The sequence below is a fragment of the Tenacibaculum tangerinum genome (genome assembly GCF_029853675.1).
Classification (GTDB): Bacteria; Bacteroidota; Bacteroidia; order Flavobacteriales; family Flavobacteriaceae; genus Polaribacter; species Polaribacter tangerinum_A.
On sequence record NZ_CP122539.1, the window covers coordinates 2810142 to 2831197 of the forward strand.

16 protein-coding genes are annotated in these 21056 nt (G+C 32.8%); 8 read left to right on the plus strand and 8 right to left on the minus strand.

Translation table 11 applies throughout. From position 1 onward, the window contains the following. Positions 1–132: 132 nt before the first annotated feature. From P8625_RS12545 to P8625_RS12560, 4 genes are all read left to right on the plus strand, one after another. The gene (locus tag P8625_RS12545) at positions 133–1104 is read left to right on the plus strand and encodes a zinc metalloprotease (protein WP_279650791.1); all 972 of its coding nucleotides are present in this window, start codon (positions 133–135) and stop codon (positions 1102–1104) included. Positions 1105–1187: 83 nt separating this feature from the next. Further along, a complete protein-coding gene (locus P8625_RS12550; RefSeq protein WP_279650792.1) occupies positions 1188–1613 on the plus strand; it encodes a hypothetical protein in 426 nt (141 codons plus the stop codon). A 397-nt stretch (positions 1614–2010) separates the two neighbouring features. Then, positions 2011–2757 (plus strand): energy transducer TonB, encoded by a 747-nt coding sequence (locus P8625_RS12555; RefSeq protein WP_279650793.1) that lies wholly within the window; start codon positions 2011–2013, stop codon positions 2755–2757. A gap of 18 nt (positions 2758–2775) precedes the next feature. Further along, positions 2776–5628, plus strand: a complete 2853-nt coding sequence (locus tag P8625_RS12560) for a TonB-dependent receptor (RefSeq protein WP_279650794.1) — start codon at positions 2776–2778, stop codon at positions 5626–5628. Positions 5629–5698: 70 nt separating this feature from the next. On the opposite strand, the gene P8625_RS12565 is transcribed toward P8625_RS12560, so the two are convergent. From P8625_RS12565 to P8625_RS12575, 3 genes are read right to left on the minus strand one after another with little or no spacing between them, the layout of a single operon-like run. Beyond that, on the minus strand, positions 5699–8140 hold the full coding sequence (locus tag P8625_RS12565) for a TonB-dependent receptor (protein WP_279650795.1): 2442 nt from the start codon (positions 8138–8140) through the stop codon (positions 5699–5701). Positions 8141–8185: 45 nt separating this feature from the next. Further along, entirely contained in the window at positions 8186–9094 is a 909-nt protein-coding gene (locus P8625_RS12570) for a FecR family protein (protein WP_279650796.1), read from the minus strand. A 51-nt stretch (positions 9095–9145) separates the two neighbouring features. Next, positions 9146–9664, minus strand: a complete 519-nt coding sequence (locus P8625_RS12575) for an RNA polymerase sigma factor (protein ID WP_279650797.1) — start codon at positions 9662–9664, stop codon at positions 9146–9148. A 133-nt stretch (positions 9665–9797) separates the two neighbouring features. On the opposite strand from P8625_RS12575, the gene P8625_RS12580 reads away from it, so the two are divergent. Continuing rightward, positions 9798–11222, plus strand: coding sequence for a hypothetical protein (locus tag P8625_RS12580; RefSeq protein WP_279650798.1), 1425 nt, complete (start codon positions 9798–9800; stop codon positions 11220–11222). A 76-nt stretch (positions 11223–11298) separates the two neighbouring features. Here P8625_RS12580 and P8625_RS12585 read toward each other — a convergent pair whose 3' ends face one another. Next, a complete protein-coding gene (locus tag P8625_RS12585; protein WP_279650799.1) occupies positions 11299–13422 on the minus strand; it encodes a Tex family protein in 2124 nt (707 codons plus the stop codon). A 92-nt stretch (positions 13423–13514) separates the two neighbouring features. Here P8625_RS12585 and P8625_RS12590 point away from each other — a divergent pair, with 92 nt between their 5' ends. Continuing rightward, complete coding sequence (locus P8625_RS12590) at positions 13515–14135, plus strand: 2OG-Fe(II) oxygenase (RefSeq protein WP_279650800.1); 621 nt, start codon at positions 13515–13517, stop codon at positions 14133–14135. Between the two features lie 50 nt (positions 14136–14185). On the opposite strand, the gene P8625_RS12595 is transcribed toward P8625_RS12590, so the two are convergent. Both P8625_RS12595 and metG read right to left on the minus strand, forming a co-directional pair. Next, positions 14186–15676, minus strand: a complete 1491-nt coding sequence (locus P8625_RS12595) for a hypothetical protein (RefSeq protein WP_279650801.1) — start codon at positions 15674–15676, stop codon at positions 14186–14188. A gap of 73 nt (positions 15677–15749) precedes the next feature. After that, positions 15750–17804 (minus strand): methionine--tRNA ligase, encoded by a 2055-nt coding sequence (gene metG, locus P8625_RS12600; RefSeq protein WP_279650802.1) that lies wholly within the window; start codon positions 17802–17804, stop codon positions 15750–15752. A 115-nt stretch (positions 17805–17919) separates the two neighbouring features. Between metG and P8625_RS12605 the strand changes: the two genes are divergently transcribed. Continuing rightward, positions 17920–18906, plus strand: a complete 987-nt coding sequence (locus P8625_RS12605) for a S66 peptidase family protein (RefSeq protein WP_407704741.1) — start codon at positions 17920–17922, stop codon at positions 18904–18906. On the opposite strand, the gene P8625_RS12610 is transcribed toward P8625_RS12605, so the two are convergent. Beyond that, the gene (locus P8625_RS12610; protein WP_279650804.1) at positions 18903–19112 is read right to left on the minus strand and encodes a YgaP family membrane protein; all 210 of its coding nucleotides are present in this window, start codon (positions 19110–19112) and stop codon (positions 18903–18905) included. The two genes, P8625_RS12605 and P8625_RS12610, sit on opposite strands and share 4 nt — an antisense overlap. Before the next feature lie 38 nt (positions 19113–19150). Here P8625_RS12610 and P8625_RS12615 point away from each other — a divergent pair, with 38 nt between their 5' ends. Beyond that, positions 19151–19510: a YraN family protein gene (locus P8625_RS12615; RefSeq protein ID WP_279650805.1), complete on the plus strand. Its 360-nt coding sequence runs from the start codon at positions 19151–19153 to the stop codon at positions 19508–19510. Between the two features lie 59 nt (positions 19511–19569). Here the strand turns inward: P8625_RS12615 and P8625_RS12620 are convergent, their stop codons facing one another. After that, entirely contained in the window at positions 19570–20949 is a 1380-nt protein-coding gene (locus P8625_RS12620) for a TlpA disulfide reductase family protein (protein WP_279650806.1), read from the minus strand. Positions 20950–21056: the final 107 nt, after the last annotated feature.

Below are 21056 nucleotides of genomic sequence, written 5' to 3' on the forward strand. Positions count from 1 at the left end.
TATATTGCGTGTCGTTAAAAAACCCTTCAAAATTTTTATTATTTCAATAAAAAAATAGCAAATTCTTTAATTTAAAGAGTTGTTTTTAGTTTTTTAACAAAACAAATAACTAATTTTTTAAATTTTCACAAAATGAAAAGAATTTTTCTTACCATGGCTATTGCCGCTGGAATTCTAGTAGGCTGCCAAACAAATGAACAAAACCCGAATTTAGAACCTGAACCAGATGCAACTGTTCTTCAAAAAGCAGAAAAGCAGTGTTTTGCCGATGATGTTTTACAAGCAAACATGGCAAATGATCCTACTTTAAAAAGTAAGATGGAGAGTATTGAAAACTTTACAGCAAACTACATTCAAAAAGTTAAAAACGGGGAAGTAGCTTCTAAATTAGTAAACGGGAAAATACAAATTCCTGTAGTTTTTCATGTAATTTATAGAAGATCTGATGAAAACTTACCATTATCTGTGTTACAAGGTCAAATTGATGCAATGAATGAAGACTTTAATATGCAAAATCCGAATAGAGGATCTATGCCAGCTGAGTTTGCAGGAGTTGAGGCTAATGTTAATATCGATTTTGTTATTGAAGATGTAATCAGAGTAAGAAACAAAAAGAAAAGAAGCTGGAGTCCAGACGATTCAATGAAGTTTTCTTCTAGAGGAGGTAGTAACGTAGTAAATCCGCAAGAATTTTTAAATATTTGGATTGTAAATGTTATACCATATAGAGGAGGTCAAATTTTAGGATATGCACAATTTCCAGGAGGTAACTGGTCTACTGATGGTGTAGTTTTAGCTCACAGTTTTGTTGGTCGTAACCAAAGAACTGCGACTCACGAAGTAGGTCACTGGTTAAACTTACGTCACATTTGGGGTGACGGTGGATGTGGTGCAACTGATTTTGTTGCAGATACTCCAGATGCTGGTGGGCCAAGTAGAGGATGTCCTTCTTATCCAACTATTGAGTGTGGAACTGCTAATATGACCATGAACTATATGGATTATTCTAGTGATAATTGTATGTACATGTTTACACAAGGTCAAAAAGCGAGAATGGATGCAGTATTTGCTCCAGGAGGATTTAGAGCTACCATGGCAGACTAAGCCGTTTTATACGAATTTTATATATTAAGACGTTCTTTATAGAAAAGAACGTCTTTTTAGTATACAAATTAAAACTAAGAATAATGAAAAATTTAAAAATAATAGTTCCAATAGTATTTTTGTTAATGATGAACTGTGCAGCACAAAACAACATAAAAGAGTTCGATAAAATAGTATATGAAGCCCAAACAAGAGGAAGTTTAGTACAATTAGTACTCGAGGGTCATAAATTATCGTATAAGACGTATCAAAAAGAAGGAACTAAGAAAGTAACTAAGAAGCAGCTAGAAGAGGCTAAGAGCATTGTTAACGAGCTAAACTTAGAAGAAATAAGTACTTTAAAAGCACCAACAGAGAAAAGGATTACAGACGGGGCTTTGCATGCAGAATTTACTATTAAAATAGGAGACAAAGAGTATGTTTCAAGTACGTTTGATGCTGGGAACCCACCTAAAGAATTGAAAAAACTAGAAGATTTTTTATATAGTCTTTCTGATATAAAGGAGTAGAAACCCGTAAATATTTCAATGTATTGGTTATATCATTTTGTCAATAATGCTAAGTGCAAACGAGTAGTATCCACAAAAGATGTTTATAGAATGTTGGTTTTTTCCATAAGATAAAGTCGAAAAAGTGCTATGAGATTAGTTTCTTAGAAATCTTAATAAAAAATAAGCTATAGAACGGTAGAAATTTTGAAAAAGCACAAAATAAATGCATAAGAAAAACCTGTTTCTATTGTTTTAAAGATAAGGTATTTATACTACAGGTTAGTGTTAAATATATTTATATACTTTTTTGAAGAACTTTTTAAAAAAAAGCCTACATTTGCCCATCAATTACTCCCCCTCGACTGAATTTAATCGTAAAATAGTATAATTTATTAATTGTATATTTTATTTATATATGAAAAAGTACTTTGTAGTAGTTTTTTTGTTGTCGTTTATCAATTTTTATGCTCAACAAGAAGTATGCGAATCCCCAGATGAATCTATAGTTGATCTCAATAGCATTACAAAATGTACTATTGAGCCAGTTGAAAATTCTAAAGAAAAAGGAGATAGACAGATTAAAGTTAAAATATCTGCTAGTAAAAAGAGATACCTTAAGAAGAGGGTGTTGAGAAAAGAAAAGGCTCAAGCTATAAGTTCTGTTAATACTTTAAATGTTAATGAGGTTTCAGTTTCTGAAGGTATGGAGTTAACAGGAGTAGACAAAATAGAAGAAACTTCAGATTATAAAAAAAACTTAGCAAGACTAACTGCGAAGTTGTCGAAAGAAGAATTATCAAAAGCAGAAAAACTATTTTACGTAGAAAAAGTACCCGCTTTTGATAAGTGTAAGCGAGTAAAGAAAAATGAAAGGCTAGATTGTTTCAACATAGAAATGGTTAAGCATATTAATAAACATTTCCATTACCCAGGAGAGGCTGTAAGAAATAAAATTCAAGGAGAAGTTTGGGTTCGATTTATTATTGACAAAGATGGGTATGTAACTAACATAAAAACATTAGGTCCTGAAGGAGGAGAAATTCTTAATGAAGAAGCAAAAAGAGTAGTATCTAAATTACCACGCTTCGAACCAGGAAAAAATAACGGGAAACGTGTAGCTGTAAAGTATGGTTTCCCTATCAACTTTTCATTAGAAGAATAAAAATCAATTAAATTTAAAATGTTAAAAAAACAATTAGTAATGATTGTTTTTACCTTGGCTGCTATTACAAATTATGCACAGGTAAAAATATCTGGTTCAGTATACGATGAATATTTAGAACCCTTCTATAATGCAAGAATTTCAAGTGGAGAAAATATTGCTTCGTCTGACGAAGAAGGTAATTTTTCAATCGTTTTGTCAAGTAGTACATTACCTCAAACAATAGTAGTTTCTGCTTTTGGCTTTAGATCAGAAGAAGTAACTATTACCTCTTTTGATAAAAAGGTAAATGTAGTTTTAAAAGAAAACTTATTATTAGATCAAGTGGTTATTTCGGCATCAAGAGTTCCTGAAAGAATTATAGAATCTCCGGTGACAATAGAAAGAATGGGTCTTTCAGATATAAGAAAAAATACCTCTAATTCCTTTTATGATGGTTTGGCTAACTTAAAAGGAGTTAATTCTAGAGAAGGCAGTTATGGATTCAAATCTATAAATACCAGAGGTTTTGCAGATTTTGCCAATACCCGTTTTGTGCAAATGGTCGATGGTATGGATACCGCTGCACAAGCGTTGAGTTATAGTACTGGGAATTTTTCGGGAGTTTCTGAATTAGATATTCAAAGTGTAGAAATTCTACCAGGAGCTTCTTCGGCTTTATATGGAGCTAACGCTTATAATGGTATTATGCTTTTGAATACTAAAAACCCTTTTAATCATACAGGTATTAGCACCATGATTAAAAGTGGGTATACAAGTCAAGAAACAGGAGGAAACAATCCTTTTTATGATGTTGCGGTAAGAATGGGATACAAGTTTAACGAAGCTTTTGCAGCTAAAGTGAATTTCTCATATTTTGAAACAGAAGAATGGCATGCAAATGATTTAAGAAATAAAGAAATTGATACCAACGAACTCATAGAAGGTACAGTAAATTCTACACCAAACTACAACGGAGTAAATACCTACGGAGACGAGTCTTACATTGATTTGATCTTATTAGATGAGAATATACCATGGGGTACTCTTTTAAGAAAAACGGGTTATACAGAAGCAGAGCTTATTAAAAATGATTTTACGTCTAGAAATGCTAGATTCTCAGGTGCTTTATACTACAGGCCGTTTAAAAATGAGTCTTTAGAAATACAATTCACTTCAAGGTTGTCGTTACGAGATAATCTCTTTCAAGGCATAAGCAGGTTAGCACAAAGAGGTTATTATATTGGGCAACACAAGTTAGAGGTTAAAGGAAATAACTTTTATGTTAGAGGTTACTATACAGAAAATGATTCAGGAAACTCTTACGATTTAACAAGAACAGGAGGTGTTTTAAATAACGCTGCTAACTCGTTTGATTATGCAATTGATTTTTACGATCAGAGATATAATCAAGGAAAATCAATAGAAGAAGCAAGAGCTTTTGCTGATAGGAATAGATTAGTACCAAATACAAGTGCTTTTAATACAGAGTTTGATAGAATAACAAAAACATTAATCTCAGATGGTGGAAGTAAAATTTATGAAAAAAGTTCTTACACACATTTAGATGGAAATTATAACTTTAAAAGTTTACTAAATAATTGGGCAGATATACAAATAGGAGCCTCTTATAGAAATTACAACCCTGAATCAAAAGGAACACTATTTAACGATAAAGAAGAGGCAGTAAATATAGAAGAGTATGGAGCATACACTCAATTTCAAAAGAAGCTTTTTGAAGAAAGGTTAAAGCTAACGGCATCTATACGTTACGATAAGTCAGATAATTTTGAAGGTAATTATTCACCTAGATTTGCGTTAAATTATGCTTTAGGAGAAGAGAAAAACCATGTGTTAAGAGCTTCATATCAAACAGGTTTCCGTAATCCTAGTATACAAGAGCAGTATATGTTTTTTAGTTCTCAAATTAAAACAAATGTAGGAGCTGTAGCAGATAACCTAAGCCGTATTTCTTACCCAGATAGCTATTACATAAGGTGGGACGAACAGCTAGGTGGATACGTATTTGACACCAGAGAGGTAAAAGGAGAAGAACTTCTCAACAACTCACTATTAACTAGAAGTGTTTACTTCGATACAGATACTTATACAGGAGATACTTATATAGAAACACAATACAACGAGTTGGTTCCTGAAGTAGTAAAAACATTTGAAGTAGGATATAGAAGTATGTTTCGTTTAAATAATGAAACAAACATAGATATAGATATGAACGCCTTCTACAGCAAACATGATAATTTTGTTTTTTATCAAGATGTTACAGTACCTAACGGAGGTGAAGTATACCCCTACGGAAATAGACAAGCAACAGCAGAAGAATTGGAATTACCTGAAAATAGGTTTTCTTACGTGGAAGATGGCGTAATTGTAATGAATACCGCAGCATATTATGCTTTTTCAACGGGCTTGGTTCGCGATTTTACAATCACCACTAATGCCAATTCACAGGTTGAATCGTACGGTTTTGGTTTTGGAATGCATACTAAGTTGTTTAGCAATTTTGATTTTGGTCTGAACTATAACTTTATCGATTTTAAATACGAGGATAAAGATTATGGACTATTTGAACCTAACTTTAATACACCAAAACACACGGTGAAAGCACAATTAGGTAATGAAAACTTGTTTAATAATTTTGGTTTTGGAGTAAGTGCTAGATGGCAAGATAAATACAGATGGGTTTCAAATTTCGTAAAAGGAGATATTCCTGAAAGAACTGTTATTGATGCTCAATTGAACTACCGAATACCTTCAATTAAATCGAGAATTAAGGTGGGAGGAACTAATTTATTTGGAAAAGAATATTATGTAGCTCCTGGATCAGGACAAATTGGTCAGTTGTATTATGTTTCTTGGATCATTAATAATTAAAAAATTTTAAAGCATTAAAAAAAGCGGTATGAACTCTAATTCATACCGCTTTTTTTACTTTCTTAAGCAACTAAAAATTTAATTGTAATAAAAAGTTTGGAGTAATACCCAATGAGTAACGAGCATACTTTTGAGCAGTATTGTTTTCTTCTTTGTAATAGTTGTTAATAGTATTTTTTTTATCAAATAAGTTCCACACAGAAACACCAATATCTACACTTGTACTCTCAGTTATTTCTTTTTTGTACATAGCCGAGGCATCTGCTCTTAAATAACTACTTAGTCTGTTACTATTAGCATCACCAAAATTAATTTCATTATCAACAATTTCATTACCCACTATGGGTTGAGAAGTAGGTTTACCAGAAGTATAATTCAATCCTAGCGAAAAATTAAGTAATCGGGTGGTGTAGGTACTTCCTAAAGTTATAGAGTGTGTGGTGTCAAAATTACTAGGAAACTGTTTTTCTACTAAATCATCAAACGAGTACGTATTTTCAATAAAAGAATAACTTAACCAAGTGTTGAGCCTTTTAAAGTTTTTACGTACTAAAAAATCAACACCAAAAGCATCATAACTTCCTTTGTTTTTATGAAACTCGTATTTGGTGGTAAAACTTTGACTTTGGGTTGTAATCCCCTCAACATTTTTGTAGTAAGCAGTTGCATCTAAAAGCCATTGCTTCTTTTTATAAGTAACTCCCAATGAAGCCTGTTTACTTTTAATGATAGGTATGCTATCGTTATCTGATAATTGCCATCTGCGTTTTTCTATGCCTAAGAAATCATTCTGGAAGTTGATAATTTGTGAAACATTTTGATGCTTTAATTCTCCTAAAACTTCTAAAGAAAATGTGTTGCTTAGTTTTTTGTGAATGCTCAGTCTTGGTTCGATAAGAAAAGTGTTAAATTTTTCGATGTAATTAATTCTAATCCCTGGCTTTAGAATAATATTGTTATTTGAATTTTGATATTGGGTTTGTCCGAAAACAGCATGTTCTCTAATAACATTAGCATATAACCTCACAAACCTAGGATTGTCAACATCGTTAAGATTGGTTATTTGAGTTTCCACAAAATCATAACCACCATTGAATTTCCATTTGTTTTTAAGGTAGTTTGCTTGGAGTTTAACACCTGTTTCAGAAACTATATTTTCTTGTAGAAAACGTTGTGCGTCTAAAATATTAGCATTAACGGCTTTTAACGTATAGTCGGTTTCGTAAATATGCAGAGTTGTACTAAATTTCGAATTCCATTTTCGATGATAATGAATACCACCAGCAATACTCTGCTGTGACAAGCTACTTTGTTTAGTTTCTGTTGTAGAGTTAAAAATGGCAGTTTCATCAAAAGTTAAGCTGTTATCAATTAAAATAAAATTTAAACGAATAATATCTTTGTCGGTGGGCATAAATAACCATCGTAACGAGGTGTCGTAAAAGTTAAATTCTTGATTAGAATTTGCAACATTTTTATCGTTGTTTTCTATCTCTGTACTTTGAGTAACGCGTTTAAAATAATTATGATATGTTGGGGTTTTTATCCAGTCGTCAATAGATCTACGAGCGGCTAGTTGAAGTGAAGATTTTTTACCCAAGGGAACATCTGCAAAAAAATTGGCATTGATAAAGTTTAGGCTCAAACTTCCGTTAAATATTTCTTGTAATTTATCGTTGGTTTTCATACTGATGGTTCCCGAAACTCCATTAGAATAAGAAGCATCTGTACCGTTGTTAATTACCTGAGCAGTTTGTGTAATTTTCGGATTAAAACTAGAGATGAGTCCAAAAAAATGTCCAGTTTGATACATTTTTATATCATCCCACAAAACGAGGTTTTGATCGTTCGAACCCCCTCTAATGGTAATGTTTGAAACGGTTTCATCTACGCTTTGAATACCGGGTAAGGCCTGTACGGTTTGCAATACATCAGTTTCAATTAAACCAGGAAGTAATGTGAATTTTGAAAAATCGATTGTAGTATAACCGTTACTAGTTTTGTCAATTCCTTTAATCAAGTATCCGTTTATAGTAATATTAGAAATAAACTCATGGTGTTCATTTAAATAAACGGTAGTACATTTTTCAGAAGCAAAATCGCTTGCCAGCTTATCAATTGTTTGATAGCCTATAAAACGGATGTGTATTTTTTCAGAGATATGACCAACTTTAAGCTCAAAAAACCCCTCATTGTTAGTAATAGTATAATTAGTAGTTGCTTGTATAGTAGCTCCAATTAAAGGAGTATTATTCGTTACATCTTTTAAGTAACCACAAACCAATATGGGAGCTGAAATTCCTATAATTTGTGCATCTAAACGAGTGAAAGTTAAATTAGTTTGTGCTGCTAGTTTTTTGAGTTTGTCTTCCAAGCTAAGTTCTGTTGGAATAGGGTCTACAAAAAACTCTTTAACTAAGTCGCTATTGTAATTAAATTGAACACCGTGTTCGCTAGCAATTTGATTCAAGAGGATTACAAGAGGCTTTTTATCAGCTTCTTTCTGTGCCAATAAGCTGAAACCAAAAGAGCAAAAGAATAGTAAAAAAAGAAGTGTTTACTGTTGTTCATCCCAAATAATAATCGTTTGATTTTTTTGAATTTTATAGGATAAATTGAATGGATGTGTGATAGATTTTAGAGCACTTTCAAGGTTGTTGTTTGCGAAGGCACCTGTAAATAACAAATTACTATTTTTTACGTTGAACTGTACTTTAACATTGTATTGTTTTTCAAGTTCGTTAACCACATCAGTTAGCAATACATTATCAAAAGCACTCATATTTTTCAACCATTTTGGTTGTGCTAAAATTGTTTGCGTATTTTGCGCTACCCCTTTAACAATACGAAGCTCTTTTCCAACAGGTAATTTTGTGATTTTATTTTTATAGCGAACTTGTACCAATCCTTCATAACAAGAAACTGTAAAAATACTGTCTCTATCAAGCACATTGAATTCAGTTCCTAAAACACGCACGGTTCCGTTGGGAGTTTCTACATCGAAATGCGTTCCCGTTTCAACATCAAAAAAAGCTTCTCCTTGCAATTTGAGAACTCTTTTTTGTTTCCACGTATTAGAATTGTACTCTAAATGAGAGCGTTCATTTAATGCTACTACAGAATTATCAGGAAGTGTAATTGTTTTGGCTTCGGCATGTTTTGTGGTGTAGGTATGGAGTTGCTTCGTGTTAAAAAAATAGAAAACACCTAATCCGATTACCAATATTGCAGCAACTTTGTAAATAACTGACACCCATTTTTTAGCGTTTTTTTCTTTTTTGTTAAGCAAGCGGCTTTGCAAGCTGTCATAAGAAGGAATAGCAATGTGTTTGTCAGCCCTAAATCGCTTACTTTCTTCAATAATTTCCTCGCAAAGTGGGGCATCTTCTAAAGTATTAAAAGCTGCTTGTTCTTCATCGGTTAACTCATTGCGTAACCATTTTTGTAGTAAATAATCTTTCTCCATTAATGATGGTCTGTATTAATAAAACACTTTACTTTATAAAAATCCCAAATTTTATTTAAACTCTTCTAGTTGGTTTTTTAATTTTTTAAATGCCGAATAAATTCTGTGTTCAGCAACCTTTTTGGTAACTCCTACTATTTCAGCGATTTCTTTATGCGTTTTTCCATCTATTTTATTTAGCATAAAGGCAACACGCTCTTCTTCTTTTAAATTCGATAAAGCTTTTTCATAACGTTTTAAAAATTCCTTTTTACGAAGCACAAACTCAGGAGATTCATTCGTATAGTCTTTAGGCTTTACTTCTTGATATTTAAAAACTACCTTTTGATGCTTAACAGCATTCAGCATCAAATTATTAGCTACGGTAAATAGAAAAGACTTCGCTTTTTCAGGAAGAATTTTCGCACAGTTTTCCCAAAGTTTTATAAAAGCATCTTGTACTCTATCGGCGGGATTTAAAGTACTTCCGTATTTATAATATAAAAAATTACCAAGTTCTTGAGCGTATTTTTCATATAGCAACGAAAAACGCTTTTTATCACAAATAGTTTTATGTAGGGGCTTAGACAAATTTAAATAAGGTTTTAAGTTGTTAGAAAGGTATAAAAAATATTTTTTTGGGAGATAATTAAAGTTAGTTGTTTTATAATAAAGACAGTTGCAAAAACAAGTCAAACTAAAACGAATAAAAAACATAGAAATTATGAAGCTTTTAAAAATCCCTTTTTTCTTATTAGGTATTGTGTTATTTCTTTCTTCATGTAGAACAGAAGAAATTCAAATAATAGATCCCCCGATTGAAAATGCATTGGTAGCAAATACTACAGTAGCTACACTAATGAAGAACACGGTTGCAAAAGATGGTTCTCACGATAATATTATAGATAAGGCTAGTTGTTTAAGTGTAAAGTTACCAGTAACCGTTACTGTAAACTCGAAAGAAGTAACGGTAAATGATGAGAATGGATACGAAGAGATTGAAAATATTTTTGATCTTTTTGATGATGATGTCGACTCTATCGTTATTTCGTATCCTATCGAAGTAATATTGAGCGATTATACTGTAAAAACAGTAAATTCTGATGAAGAGTTAGCAGTTTTATCTCAAAACTGTAAAGGAGAAAATGAAGAAGATGACGATATAGAATGTTTAGACTTCAATTACCCCCTTACCGCATCTGTGTTTAATGCAAATTATGAAGTGGTGCTTACCATCACCGTAAATAATGATGAAGAAATGCACGAGTTAATCGAAGATTTAGAAGATTACACCGCAGTTACGATAGATTTTCCGTTTAAGGTAATTTTAAATGGAGACACATACATTTATATTAACAATATGCAAGAACTAGAAGAGGCTATCGAAGCAGCAAAAAACACTTGTGATGAAGATGATGATAACGATTATAACGATGATGATTGTGACGACTGTACCACAAATCAACTAATAGATATTTTTGCGCAATGTGAAGAATGGAGAATAGACAAACTTGAAATAGGTGGTCAAGAATTTGAAGATTATTATGTGGGAACTACAGTTTACTTTAGATCGAATAATACCGTTAAGATAATTAAGAACGGAGATATCTTTGAAGGTAGTTGGGAAACTTCTGGAGAAGGAAATGAGATTAAAGTTACCATCAATATTCCAAACTTCGAAAAGTTCAATAAAACATGGTACCTACATGAAATTAGTGATTACGAAGGAGAGGTAAAAGTAGATTTACGCTTAGGTGATGACCGCCTCCGTTTTGAAAGTTTTTGTAATAATGCAACAACAACTGGAGATGATTTAAGCGAAGTACTTACAGCAACAAATAGCGAATGGTATATAGAGAAGTACCTCGATAATACGATAGATGAAACTACGAATTTTGAAGGGTATACTTTTCTTTTCCAAACTTCGGGTATAGTGAAAGCCATAAGCAGTACTACAACTGATGCTGGCATGTGGAAATCTTTAACCAGTAGTTCTAAATTTTATCTAGAGTTTACTTCTAACGAAGTACTTCAAGAATTAAACGACGATCAATGGGAGGTAATCTCTATCTCAGCTTCTCAAGTAAAGCTACAAGCATTGAGCAATAGTGGAACTGAAACAGATACCTTGATTTTTGTCAAAAAATAAAAAGTGACACATTTCCCCACCTGTGTATTTATATAGTTTTCTCAAGATAAGAGTCAGTTAATTCATTAGCTGACTCTTATTTAATTAATTGTAACTGAATACGTTTTCTTGCGACATCCACTTCCAAAACTTTTACCTGAACATGCTGATGCAAACGTACATGCTCATTTATATCTTTTACAAAGGTATCAGAAAGGTTAGATACATGTACTAAACCACTTTCTTTAATACCAATATCTACAAAACAACCAAAATTGGTAATATTATTTACAATTCCCGGAAGTATCATACCCGTTCGTACATCGTCAATGGTTTTAATATGTTCATTAAAACTAAATACTTTAGCTTTTTCACGAGGATCTAAGCCTGGTTTTTCTAACTCTTTTACAATATCCTGCAGTGTTGGTAATCCGTAAGAATCGGTTACATACTGCTGTAGTTTTAGCTGTTTTAAAGCAGGTGAATTACCAATTAAATCACGTACTTTTTTACCAGCATCTTTAGCCATTTGTTCTACTAATGAATACCGTTCAGGGTGAACCGCAGAATCGTCTAGTGGATTATCTCCATTTTTAACACGTAAAAAACCAGCAGATTGCTCAAACGCTTTTCCTCCTAATCGAGGTACTTTTTTAATGGCAGCTCTACTGGTAAAAGCGCCATGCTCATTTCTATAATTCACAATATTCTCAGCCAATTTAGGTCCAATACCTGAAACATAGCTCAATAAAGAAGTACTGGCGGTATTAATATTAACACCTACTTTATTTACACAATGCGCTACTACGGTATCTAACGATTTTTTGAGTTGTGCTTGGTCTACATCGTGTTGGTATTGCCCCACACCAATCGATTTGGCTTCAATTTTCACCAATTCAGCCAGCGGGTCGGCTAATCGGCGTCCGATAGAAACGGCACCACGAACAGTTACATCGTAGTTAGGAAACTCATCACGTGCAATTTTTGAGGCAGAATATATCGAAGCTCCTGCTTCACTTACCACAAAAACTTCTACCGTGTTTTTAAAATGAATGCGCTTTACCAATCGTTCCGTTTCTCTTGAAGCTGTACCGTTACCAATGGCAATGGCTTCAATTTTATAAGCATCGGTTAAAGAACTGATTTTATGCATTGCTTCTTTAGCTTGATGTTGCGGTGCATGCGGAAAAATAGTTTCGTTATGTAGTAAATCTCCTTGTGCACTTAAACAAACCACTTTACAACCTGTTCTAAATCCTGGATCGATGGCTAAAATACGTTTTTCACCCAATGGCGAGCCTAAGAGTAATTGTTGTAGGTTTTTGGCAAAAACGGTGATGGCGCTTTCGTCGGCTTTTTCTTTGGCAATAGTCAAAGCTTCGTTTGAGAGTGCCGGGAATAATAGGCGTTTGTAAGCATCGGCAATGGCGAATTCAATTTGTTCGGCACATTCGTTTTGCGAACGTATAATTCTGTCTTCCATTTTTTGCAAAGCTCGTTCGTGGTCAATGTTAATTTTTACACGAATACAACCTTCTTTTTCGGCACGTAAAATAGCTAACAATCTATGTGAAGGGATGCGATTTAGGTTTTCTTCCCAATCAAAATAATCTTTAAACTTTTGAGCCGCTTCCTCGTCTTTTTTCGTCTTAACTACTTTGGTACTAATGGTGGCAAAACGTTCTAACTGATAGCGAATATTGTTTCGAATATCGGTACGCTCGTTAATCCATTCCGCAATAATATGGCGCGCACCTTCTAAGGCTTTTTCTTCAGAATCAACTTCGTCGTTTATATACTTTGAAGCGGTGTATTCCAAATCGTTAACCCGTTGACTCATAATCATTTTTGCCAAGGGTTCTAATCCGTTTTTACGAGCCGTTTCTGCTTTGGTTTTACGTTTCTTTTTATAGGGAAGGTATAAATCTTCTAAGACGGTTAAATCGTTTGTTTTTTCAATTTTAGTCTTCAATTCGTTGGTTAAAGCACCTTGCTCTTCAATAGCTTTTAAGATGGCTGCTTTTCGTTTTTCTAAAGCTTCAAATTGCTCTTTAAATTGTACGATTTTACCGATTTCAACTTCATCTAAGTTTCCTGTTTTTTCTTTCCGATAACGGGCAATAAAAGGAATGGTGCAATCCTCATTTAGCAGTTCAATGGTGTTTTGAATGGCAGTAGAAGTCAGGTTGGTATGGGTACCAATAAAGGATACGATATTCATAAAATAAAGCAAATATAAATTTTTATTCGGGGGTGTACAATCTATATGTTTTTAGACTACCTTTCGCAGTTGGTTTAATAGTAGTTTTATGCATGCAAACAACGCTAAATGAATTGCATAGGCAACAGTATGAACGATTGATTACTGGCCTAATCTCCAACGAATTTGGAGTTTGTGATGATTTTTTTTCTGCGGATATAATCGCAGGACTTCGGAATAATTTGATACAACATTATGAGGAAGGAATTATGTACAGAGCGGGTATTGGAAAAGATTCCGATTATACAAAAGATAAAGCAATACGACGAGATGTTATTTGTTGGATTCATGAAAAAACAACAAATGATTTAGAGAAAAAGTTTATTCAGAAAATAAACGAGTTTTCTGAATATCTCAACAAAACCTGTTATACAAGTATCAATGCTTTTGAATTTCACTATGCTTATTATGATGTAGGCAGCTTTTACAAACGTCATGTCGATCAGTTTAAAAGTGATAACGGACGGTTGTTTTCATTTGTTATGTACCTCAATGAAAATTGGAATATGAACGATGGAGGTGAGTTGGTATTGTATGCTAAAGAAAATACAGAAACTATTTTGCCTGTTGGTGGTCGTGTGGCTTTTTTTAAAAGCGATGTAACCGAGCATGAAGTAAAAGTAGCATTGACAAGACCTCGCTTAAGTATTGTGGGATGGTTAAAGAATGTGTGATATTATTTTAAATTATGAATTGTTAGTTTTTAAGTATAATAGTTGACTTTTTAATTTGTGAATTTTAATAGTTTAAAGTTGTTTTGTTTTTGATTATAATCAATTAAAATATAAAAGTCTTTGTATTTAAATATTCCATTGATAGGATTAAACTTGTCACCTTTAAAAGGTACTAATGAAAGATTTGAAAAAGGGGAATTAGATTTTTTCGAATCTAAATGATTGTTGATTTTTTCAAAAGCATTCATATTTTTTTCATCTTTTAAGTGAGAAAAGTTTTCATCCAATATGCTTGAAAATTTTATAAACTGAGATTCATCTGAATTTGTGTAATGATAAAAGCTGGTGCCAATATTGTTAGAAATAGAAACGGAATAACCATTGGGTAATGTGAAAGTGCTGCTAGAACCAAAACTGCCTCCTCCGTAACTTTTCAAAACAGGACCTAAAGATCCTCCAATTGTTATATAGTATTTACCCTTGCTGAACAGGGCACTGATAGCTGGATTCGCGTTTCTCATGGTATTAAAAAATTTCTCAGTTTTTTTTAACTCATTGTATTTTTTGTAATTGTTAGTATCTGTTGTAATAGGAGAATTTCTAAATTTAATAGTATCTGTTTTTAACACTGAAAACTCTTTTATAATTTTTCTGTTTGTTACATCAGTAATATTGAAACTAAGTTTTTCTTTAGAGAAAGTAAGAGAAATGAGCTTGTCATTAAGTAAATACGAATTTGATTTTTTTTTATGTCTTTTTATTTTTTCCTGTGAGCTTTTTATTTTAAAAGAAGAGGCAGCAAAATCTTTTAAATCTATTTTGACAATTTGTGTGAACTCCGAGTTGTTGTTTAGAGTAAAAATAATGGTTTCATCTTGAACATACATTTTTTGTTGCTTTGAAGAAATTTCTATGGAATTAGGGGTGTCTTGATCTAATTTAATTAGAGGTAATGATTTCATTAAAATTGGAACTAATTCTTTTTTTCCTCCAGAAGATGATAGTAGGTTTATATTTTCTAAATTGACTTTGTGCCTCGTAGGCTTATCTCCATCAAAAGTGTAGATATACAATCCATTAACTTCTTTTGACCCCGTGATAAGGTAAAATTTATTGTTTAAATTTATCGATTGTAAATAGGTTTCGTAATCTGTAAGAGGTTTGAACTCTTTGGCAATAGAGTATTCCGACGAAAATAAAATTTCTAAAAAATGATTTTTTTCATTTTTAAGATATAGTTTACAATCTCTATTTTTAAGAAAACTATATCCAATTATATCTTTGTATTTTCTTCTTTTATTTTCAAATATGAATTCATTTTTTAGAGAAAATAAATCATTAAAATTATAAGTATATACATTTTTAGCATCAGCAAAAAAAATAGTAAAAGAATGATCTTGCTTGTTTACTATTGCGTAAATATCTTTTATGTATGAGCTATTGGTTTTTAATCTGTTATTAAAACTAGCAATTTCTACTTGGGAAAATAAAGAGCTACATATGCATACTAGAAGTAGCAAGAGAATACGATTCTTTTTCATTTTTTGTTGTTCAGAGTTTTAAAAAAAACCTCGCAATACTATTGCGAGGTTTCAAATATAATAAATGTTTTATTTAGGCAATAAACGTTCCGTTATTTACTTTTTCTGAAGGTTGGACAAAGGCTAATTTACCATCAGGAGTATCGGTCATTAAAATCATACCCTGGCTTTCTACACCACGAAGTTTTCTCGGAGCTAAATTACATAACACAGATACTTGCTGACCAACAATGTCTTCTGGTTGAAAGCTTTCCGCTATTCCAGAAACAATGGTACGAGTATCGATGCCTACATCTACCGTAAGTTTTAGTAATTTTTTGGTTTTGGCTACTTTTTCAGCGGCAACAATAGTTCCTACTCGAATGTCCATTTTGGTAAAATCATCAAACTCTATGGTTTCCTTTTGAGGTTCCACTATTTTGTTTTCAGCCTCATTGGCTTTTTTAGTAGCTTCTAATTTATCTAACTGTGCCTGAATAGTAGCATCTTCAATCTTAGAAAACAATAACTCCGCTTTATTAATTTGATGATTAGCTGGTAACAACAGCTCTTTTTCTGAAATATCATTCCAAGTAAGTGTGTTGTCAATGTTTAAAATTGATTTTAATTTTGCTGAGGTAAAAGGTAAAAAAGGTTCTGATAACACGGCTAATCCTGCTGCTATTTGTAAGGCAACATTCATGATGGTTTTAGTACGTTCTTCATCAACTTTAATTACTTTCCAAGGTTCTTCATCGGCTAAATACTTATTTCCTAAACGTGCTAAATTCATAAGCTCTTGTGAGGCTTCTCTAAAACGGTAACGCTCAATAGATTTGGCGATGATGTCTGGAAATTGTTTTAGTTGCTCTAAAGCATGCTCATCTGCTTCTAACAATTCTCCTGCAGTTGGTATCTGCCCATTGTAGTATTTGTTTGTTAAAACAGCAACACGGTTGATAAAGTTTCCGAAAATTGCCACTAATTCATTATTATTTTTTGCTTGAAAATCTTTCCAAGTAAAATCATTGTCTTTAGTTTCGGGTGCATTGGCTGTTAGGGTATAACGCAACACGTCTTGCTGATTTGGAAATTCTTCTAAATATTCGTGTAACCAAACTGCCCAGTTTTTAGAAGTAGATAGTTTGTTTCCTTCTAAGTTTAAAAACTCGTTTGCTGGTACATTTTCTGGTAAAATAAAATCACCGTGTGCTTTGAGCATTGCTGGAAAAATGATGCAGTGGAATACAATATTATCTTTACCAATAAAATGAACCAATTTGGTATCGTCTTTTTTCCAATAGTCTTCCCAGTTTTTACCTTCTCGTTCAGCCCATTCTTTAGTAGAAGAAATATATCCGATAGGTGCATCAAACCATACGTATAACACTTTTCCTTCAGCACCTTCAACAGGAACCGGAATTCCCCAATCTAAATCTCGGGTTACGGCACGAGGGCGCAATCCGTCATCAATCCACGATTTACATTGTCCTAATACGTTGGGTTTCCAGTCATTTTTATGACTTTCTAAAATCCAATCACGCAAAAAAGCTTCGTGCTTATCTAAAGGTAAAAACCAGTGTTTGGTTTCTTTTAGTGTTGGAACATTTCCTGTAATTGCCGATTTAGGGTTGATTAAATCGGTGGCATTATGACTGGTACCACATTTTTCACACTGATCTCCATAGCTTTCTTCATTTCCACATTTAGGACAAGTACCTATTACAAAACGATCGGCTAAAAACTGATTTGCTTCTTTATCGTATAGCTGTTGGGTAACTTCTTCAACAAACTCTCCATCGTTATACAGTTTCGTAAAGAAATCTGAGGCTGTTTTATGATGAATTTCTGCTGAAGTACGCGAATAATTATCAAAAGAAATTCCAAAATCTTCAAATGATTTTTTAATGATTCCGTTATATTTATCAATAATAGCTTGAGGGGTAACACCTTCTTTTTTGGCGCGCATCGGTATGGCAACTCCGTGTTCATCAGAACCACAGATGTACGCCACATCTTTTCCTTTTTGGCGTAAATAGCGTGCATAAATATCTCCAGGAACATATACCCCTGCTAAATGACCGATGTGAATAGGTCCGTTTGTATAAGGTAATGCCGCTGTAATGGTATATCTTTTTGGTGTACTCATGTTTTTCTACTAAAATTAAACCGCAAAAGTACGAAAAAGCAATTTTTTATACTGCTTTAAAATGGGTACATTTGGTAGCATGTATACTTTTAAAACCAAGAAACGGCACTTGTTTATGGAAAAAAGAATGTTGACTTTATTTTTTTTACTGATACTAATATCGGTTTATGCACAGAATGACACTATGAAACGAATTACACCACCATATTTACAAGAGGGAGACACAGTAGCCATTGTTGCTCCTGCAGGAATCTTAAAGAATCGTAAGCATACTATTGATAAAGCAAGAAAGTTATTGGAAAGTTGGGGATTAGAAGTGGTGTATGGTAAACACTTGTTCAATCAAAACCATCATTTTGCCGGCACAGACGAAGAACGTTGTCAAGATTTTCAAGAGGCTCTTGATAATCCAAGCATTAAAGCAATTTGGGCTGCTCGTGGGGGATATGGCTCGGTGCGGATTTTAGATAGGCTAGATTTTACGAAGTTCAAACAGCACCCTAAATGGATTATTGGTTATTCTGATATTACCGCTTTTCACAATCATATTCATAATTTAGGCATAGAAACCTTGCACGCAATGATGGGAACGAGTATGGAAGAAGAACCAGAAAATCTTGTACAGACCATTGCTACTTTTAAAAAAGCATTGTTTGGAGAAAAATTAGCGTACAAAATCCCTGCCTCAAAATACAATAGAGTAGGTGAGGTTTCGGGTGAGTTGGTAGGTGGCAACATTGCTATTTTGGCATCTATGCTAGGTTCAGATAGTCAAATTTCTACCAATGGAAAAATTTTATTTATTGAAGAAATAGGCGAGTATAAATATTCAATAGATAGAATGCTGCAAAGCCTAAAGCGCGCAGGATATTTTACAAAAGTAAAGGCGGTTGTAGTGGGTAATATGACTAAAATTAAAAAAAATACAACTTTATGGGGGGATTCTGTAGAAAATTTAATTTTAGAGGTTGTTCCGAAACATATTCCTGTACTTTTTGATTTTCCTGCGGGTCATGAGGCTGATAATAGAGCATTGATAATTGGTAGGAGAGTAAAACTATCCATTAGCACTAGTAAACAATGTTCAGTGCTGTTTCATTAATCGTTTTTAGTCTTGCAGGTGTTTATACCTAATGTGGTATACAGCGGACAAAAATCTATAAAGCTCGTTATTAAAATTACAATAGCTACAACAAGTAAAATAGTACCAGTAACTCCAGTAATAATGTCAAAATAAGAAAGCACGGCGATGATTAATGCGATAAAAGTTCTAATACTTTTATCCATTTTTCCAATGTTTTTTTTCATGGTAATACATTTAAGGTTACTCAAATATAAGTTTTTAAATGGCACAACACAATGAACTAGGTAAAAAAGGTGAACAGTTGGCGATTGACTATCTCATTGAAAATGGATATGTTATCGTTGAAAAAAACTATCGATTTCAAAAGGCAGAGGTTGACATTATGGCTAAGAAAGGAAGTGTACTCGCTATTGTTGAGGTTAAAACACGATCGACTGCATATTTCGGTAATCCGCAAGATTTTGTAAATCCAAAAAAAATAAAATTATTAGTTACAGCAGTAGATGCTTATGTAACAAAACGTAATTTAGATGTAGAAATACGATTTGATATTATCGCCATTATTAAAGAGCAGCATAAATTTACTATTGAGCATATTAAAGATGCTTTTTTATATTTTTAGGAATAAAAAAACTCGACACTAATTGCCGAGTTTTACAATGCTATATTTTTGTTTAGGAATTACTCTTCTTGATTAAAATATTTTTCAACATCTTCTACATGATCTGGCATGGCAATAATTCTTTTTTCTTTGTTTAATACAAAATACGTAGGTGTACCTAATAAGTTGTATTTTCTTACTGTTTCATTTTCCCATTTATTTTCTGGATGCGTACCTACTGCATGATGCCAGTTAGGCAGGGCTTTTACAAATTCAGCCCATTTATTTTCATCGCTCTCTATACCAAAAGAGACTACAGAAACTTCTTCATGATCTTGCATGAATTCATACAACTCAGGAACTTCTTTTGTACAGTGAGGACAACCAGTACTCCAAAAAACTAACAAGTACTTATCACCGTCATCCAGTGTAGATAGTTTATAGTTTAAATCATCTTCTTTCCAAGAAAAATCAGGAGCAATTCTACCTACAGTGGCAAGTAATACATCTAATTTTTCTTTCTTAAAATCAGCATTTTGATCTTCAGAAGGAAGTTTGTCGTAATACTCTGAAAACATCCAGTCAACTGCAGGACCGTTGCGCTTGTCGGTAAGTGCAGTAATTAAATATTCGATAACTGCTTTTCGTAATCTTTTAGAAGAAATTTTATCCATTACATTCACAATCGCTTTTCTCATGAGTTTTTGTTGAATTCCTTTATCTTCTGCAAAACTTAGATAAAAAACGTAGTCGTTAACCTTATCAATTAAAAAAGAAGAGTTGTACAATTCGTCACTTTTCAAATCGATGTATTCAAAAAAGTTGTCGGTAGTTGCAGATAAGTAATCTTCTATATTGTCATGAGGGTTATATGAATTGTATCTGCGAGAGGCTCTTATGAAATTATTGGCCAACATTCCTTGTGACTTTTTTTCATAATTTTCTTGCACCTCTTCAACTTCTTTGTATTCTTTTCTATATTCTTTTTTAATGTCTTTTGAACCTGTTTGTATATATGCAGCTTGTAAAGAGTCTACTTTTCTTTGTACAGCATTATATGCTTGAAGATATTCTCTATAAACCTTATTTTCTCTAGAGCTAGTAAAAAGTACAGATTGTTCGGGATATTTCGGATTAAAAACGAATTCGACATTTTCTTTGTTGAATAAAAAATCAATAAAACCTGCACCAGAATTTCTATAAGTAGCTCGATAGGCTCCAGGGGTAGCTGTATTTGGTAATTTGAAACTAAATTTTCCTAAAACTTGCTCCTGGCCACCTACAACAACCGTGTCTAATTCGATGGTGGTATTTAAAATAAATTTTTGCTTTGCTCCTTCGATTTTATATAAAATAACCCAGTCTCCTTTATCAGGTGGGGTCATCGTACCTTTAACAGTGTATTGTGCATTTACAAGGGATGTGGTAAATATTAATAGAGCCAGTAATTTTTTCATCATAATATTTTAAAAGGATTATTAATAAGGTTTTAAAACTAGTCATTTACAAACTTCTATCCAAGAAGTGTACCACTTTTATTTTTTCTTATGTACTTTAGAAATGTTTT

Coding starts and splice junctions, on each gene's coding strand:
- P8625_RS12545 (WP_279650791.1), top strand. CDS start 133: ATGAAAAGAATTTTTCTTACCATGGCTATTGCCGCTGGAATTCTAGTA.
- P8625_RS12550 (WP_279650792.1), top strand. CDS start 1,188: ATGAAAAATTTAAAAATAATAGTTCCAATAGTATTTTTGTTAATGATG.
- P8625_RS12555 (WP_279650793.1), top strand. CDS start 2,011: ATGAAAAAGTACTTTGTAGTAGTTTTTTTGTTGTCGTTTATCAATTTT.
- P8625_RS12560 (WP_279650794.1), top strand. CDS start 2,776: ATGTTAAAAAAACAATTAGTAATGATTGTTTTTACCTTGGCTGCTATT.
- P8625_RS12570 (WP_279650796.1), bottom strand. CDS start 9,094: ATGGAGAAAGATTATTTACTACAAAAATGGTTACGCAATGAGTTAACC.
- P8625_RS12580 (WP_279650798.1), top strand. CDS start 9,798: ATGAAGCTTTTAAAAATCCCTTTTTTCTTATTAGGTATTGTGTTATTT.
- P8625_RS12585 (WP_279650799.1), bottom strand. CDS start 13,422: ATGAATATCGTATCCTTTATTGGTACCCATACCAACCTGACTTCTACT.
- P8625_RS12590 (WP_279650800.1), top strand. CDS start 13,515: ATGCAAACAACGCTAAATGAATTGCATAGGCAACAGTATGAACGATTG.
- P8625_RS12595 (WP_279650801.1), bottom strand. CDS start 15,676: ATGAAAAAGAATCGTATTCTCTTGCTACTTCTAGTATGCATATGTAGC.
- metG (WP_279650802.1), bottom strand. CDS start 17,804: ATGAGTACACCAAAAAGATATACCATTACAGCGGCATTACCTTATACA.
- P8625_RS12605 (WP_407704741.1), top strand. CDS start 17,920: ATGGAAAAAAGAATGTTGACTTTATTTTTTTTACTGATACTAATATCG.
- P8625_RS12610 (WP_279650804.1), bottom strand. CDS start 19,112: ATGAAAAAAAACATTGGAAAAATGGATAAAAGTATTAGAACTTTTATC.
- P8625_RS12615 (WP_279650805.1), top strand. CDS start 19,151: ATGGCACAACACAATGAACTAGGTAAAAAAGGTGAACAGTTGGCGATT.
- P8625_RS12620 (WP_279650806.1), bottom strand. CDS start 20,949: ATGATGAAAAAATTACTGGCTCTATTAATATTTACCACATCCCTTGTA.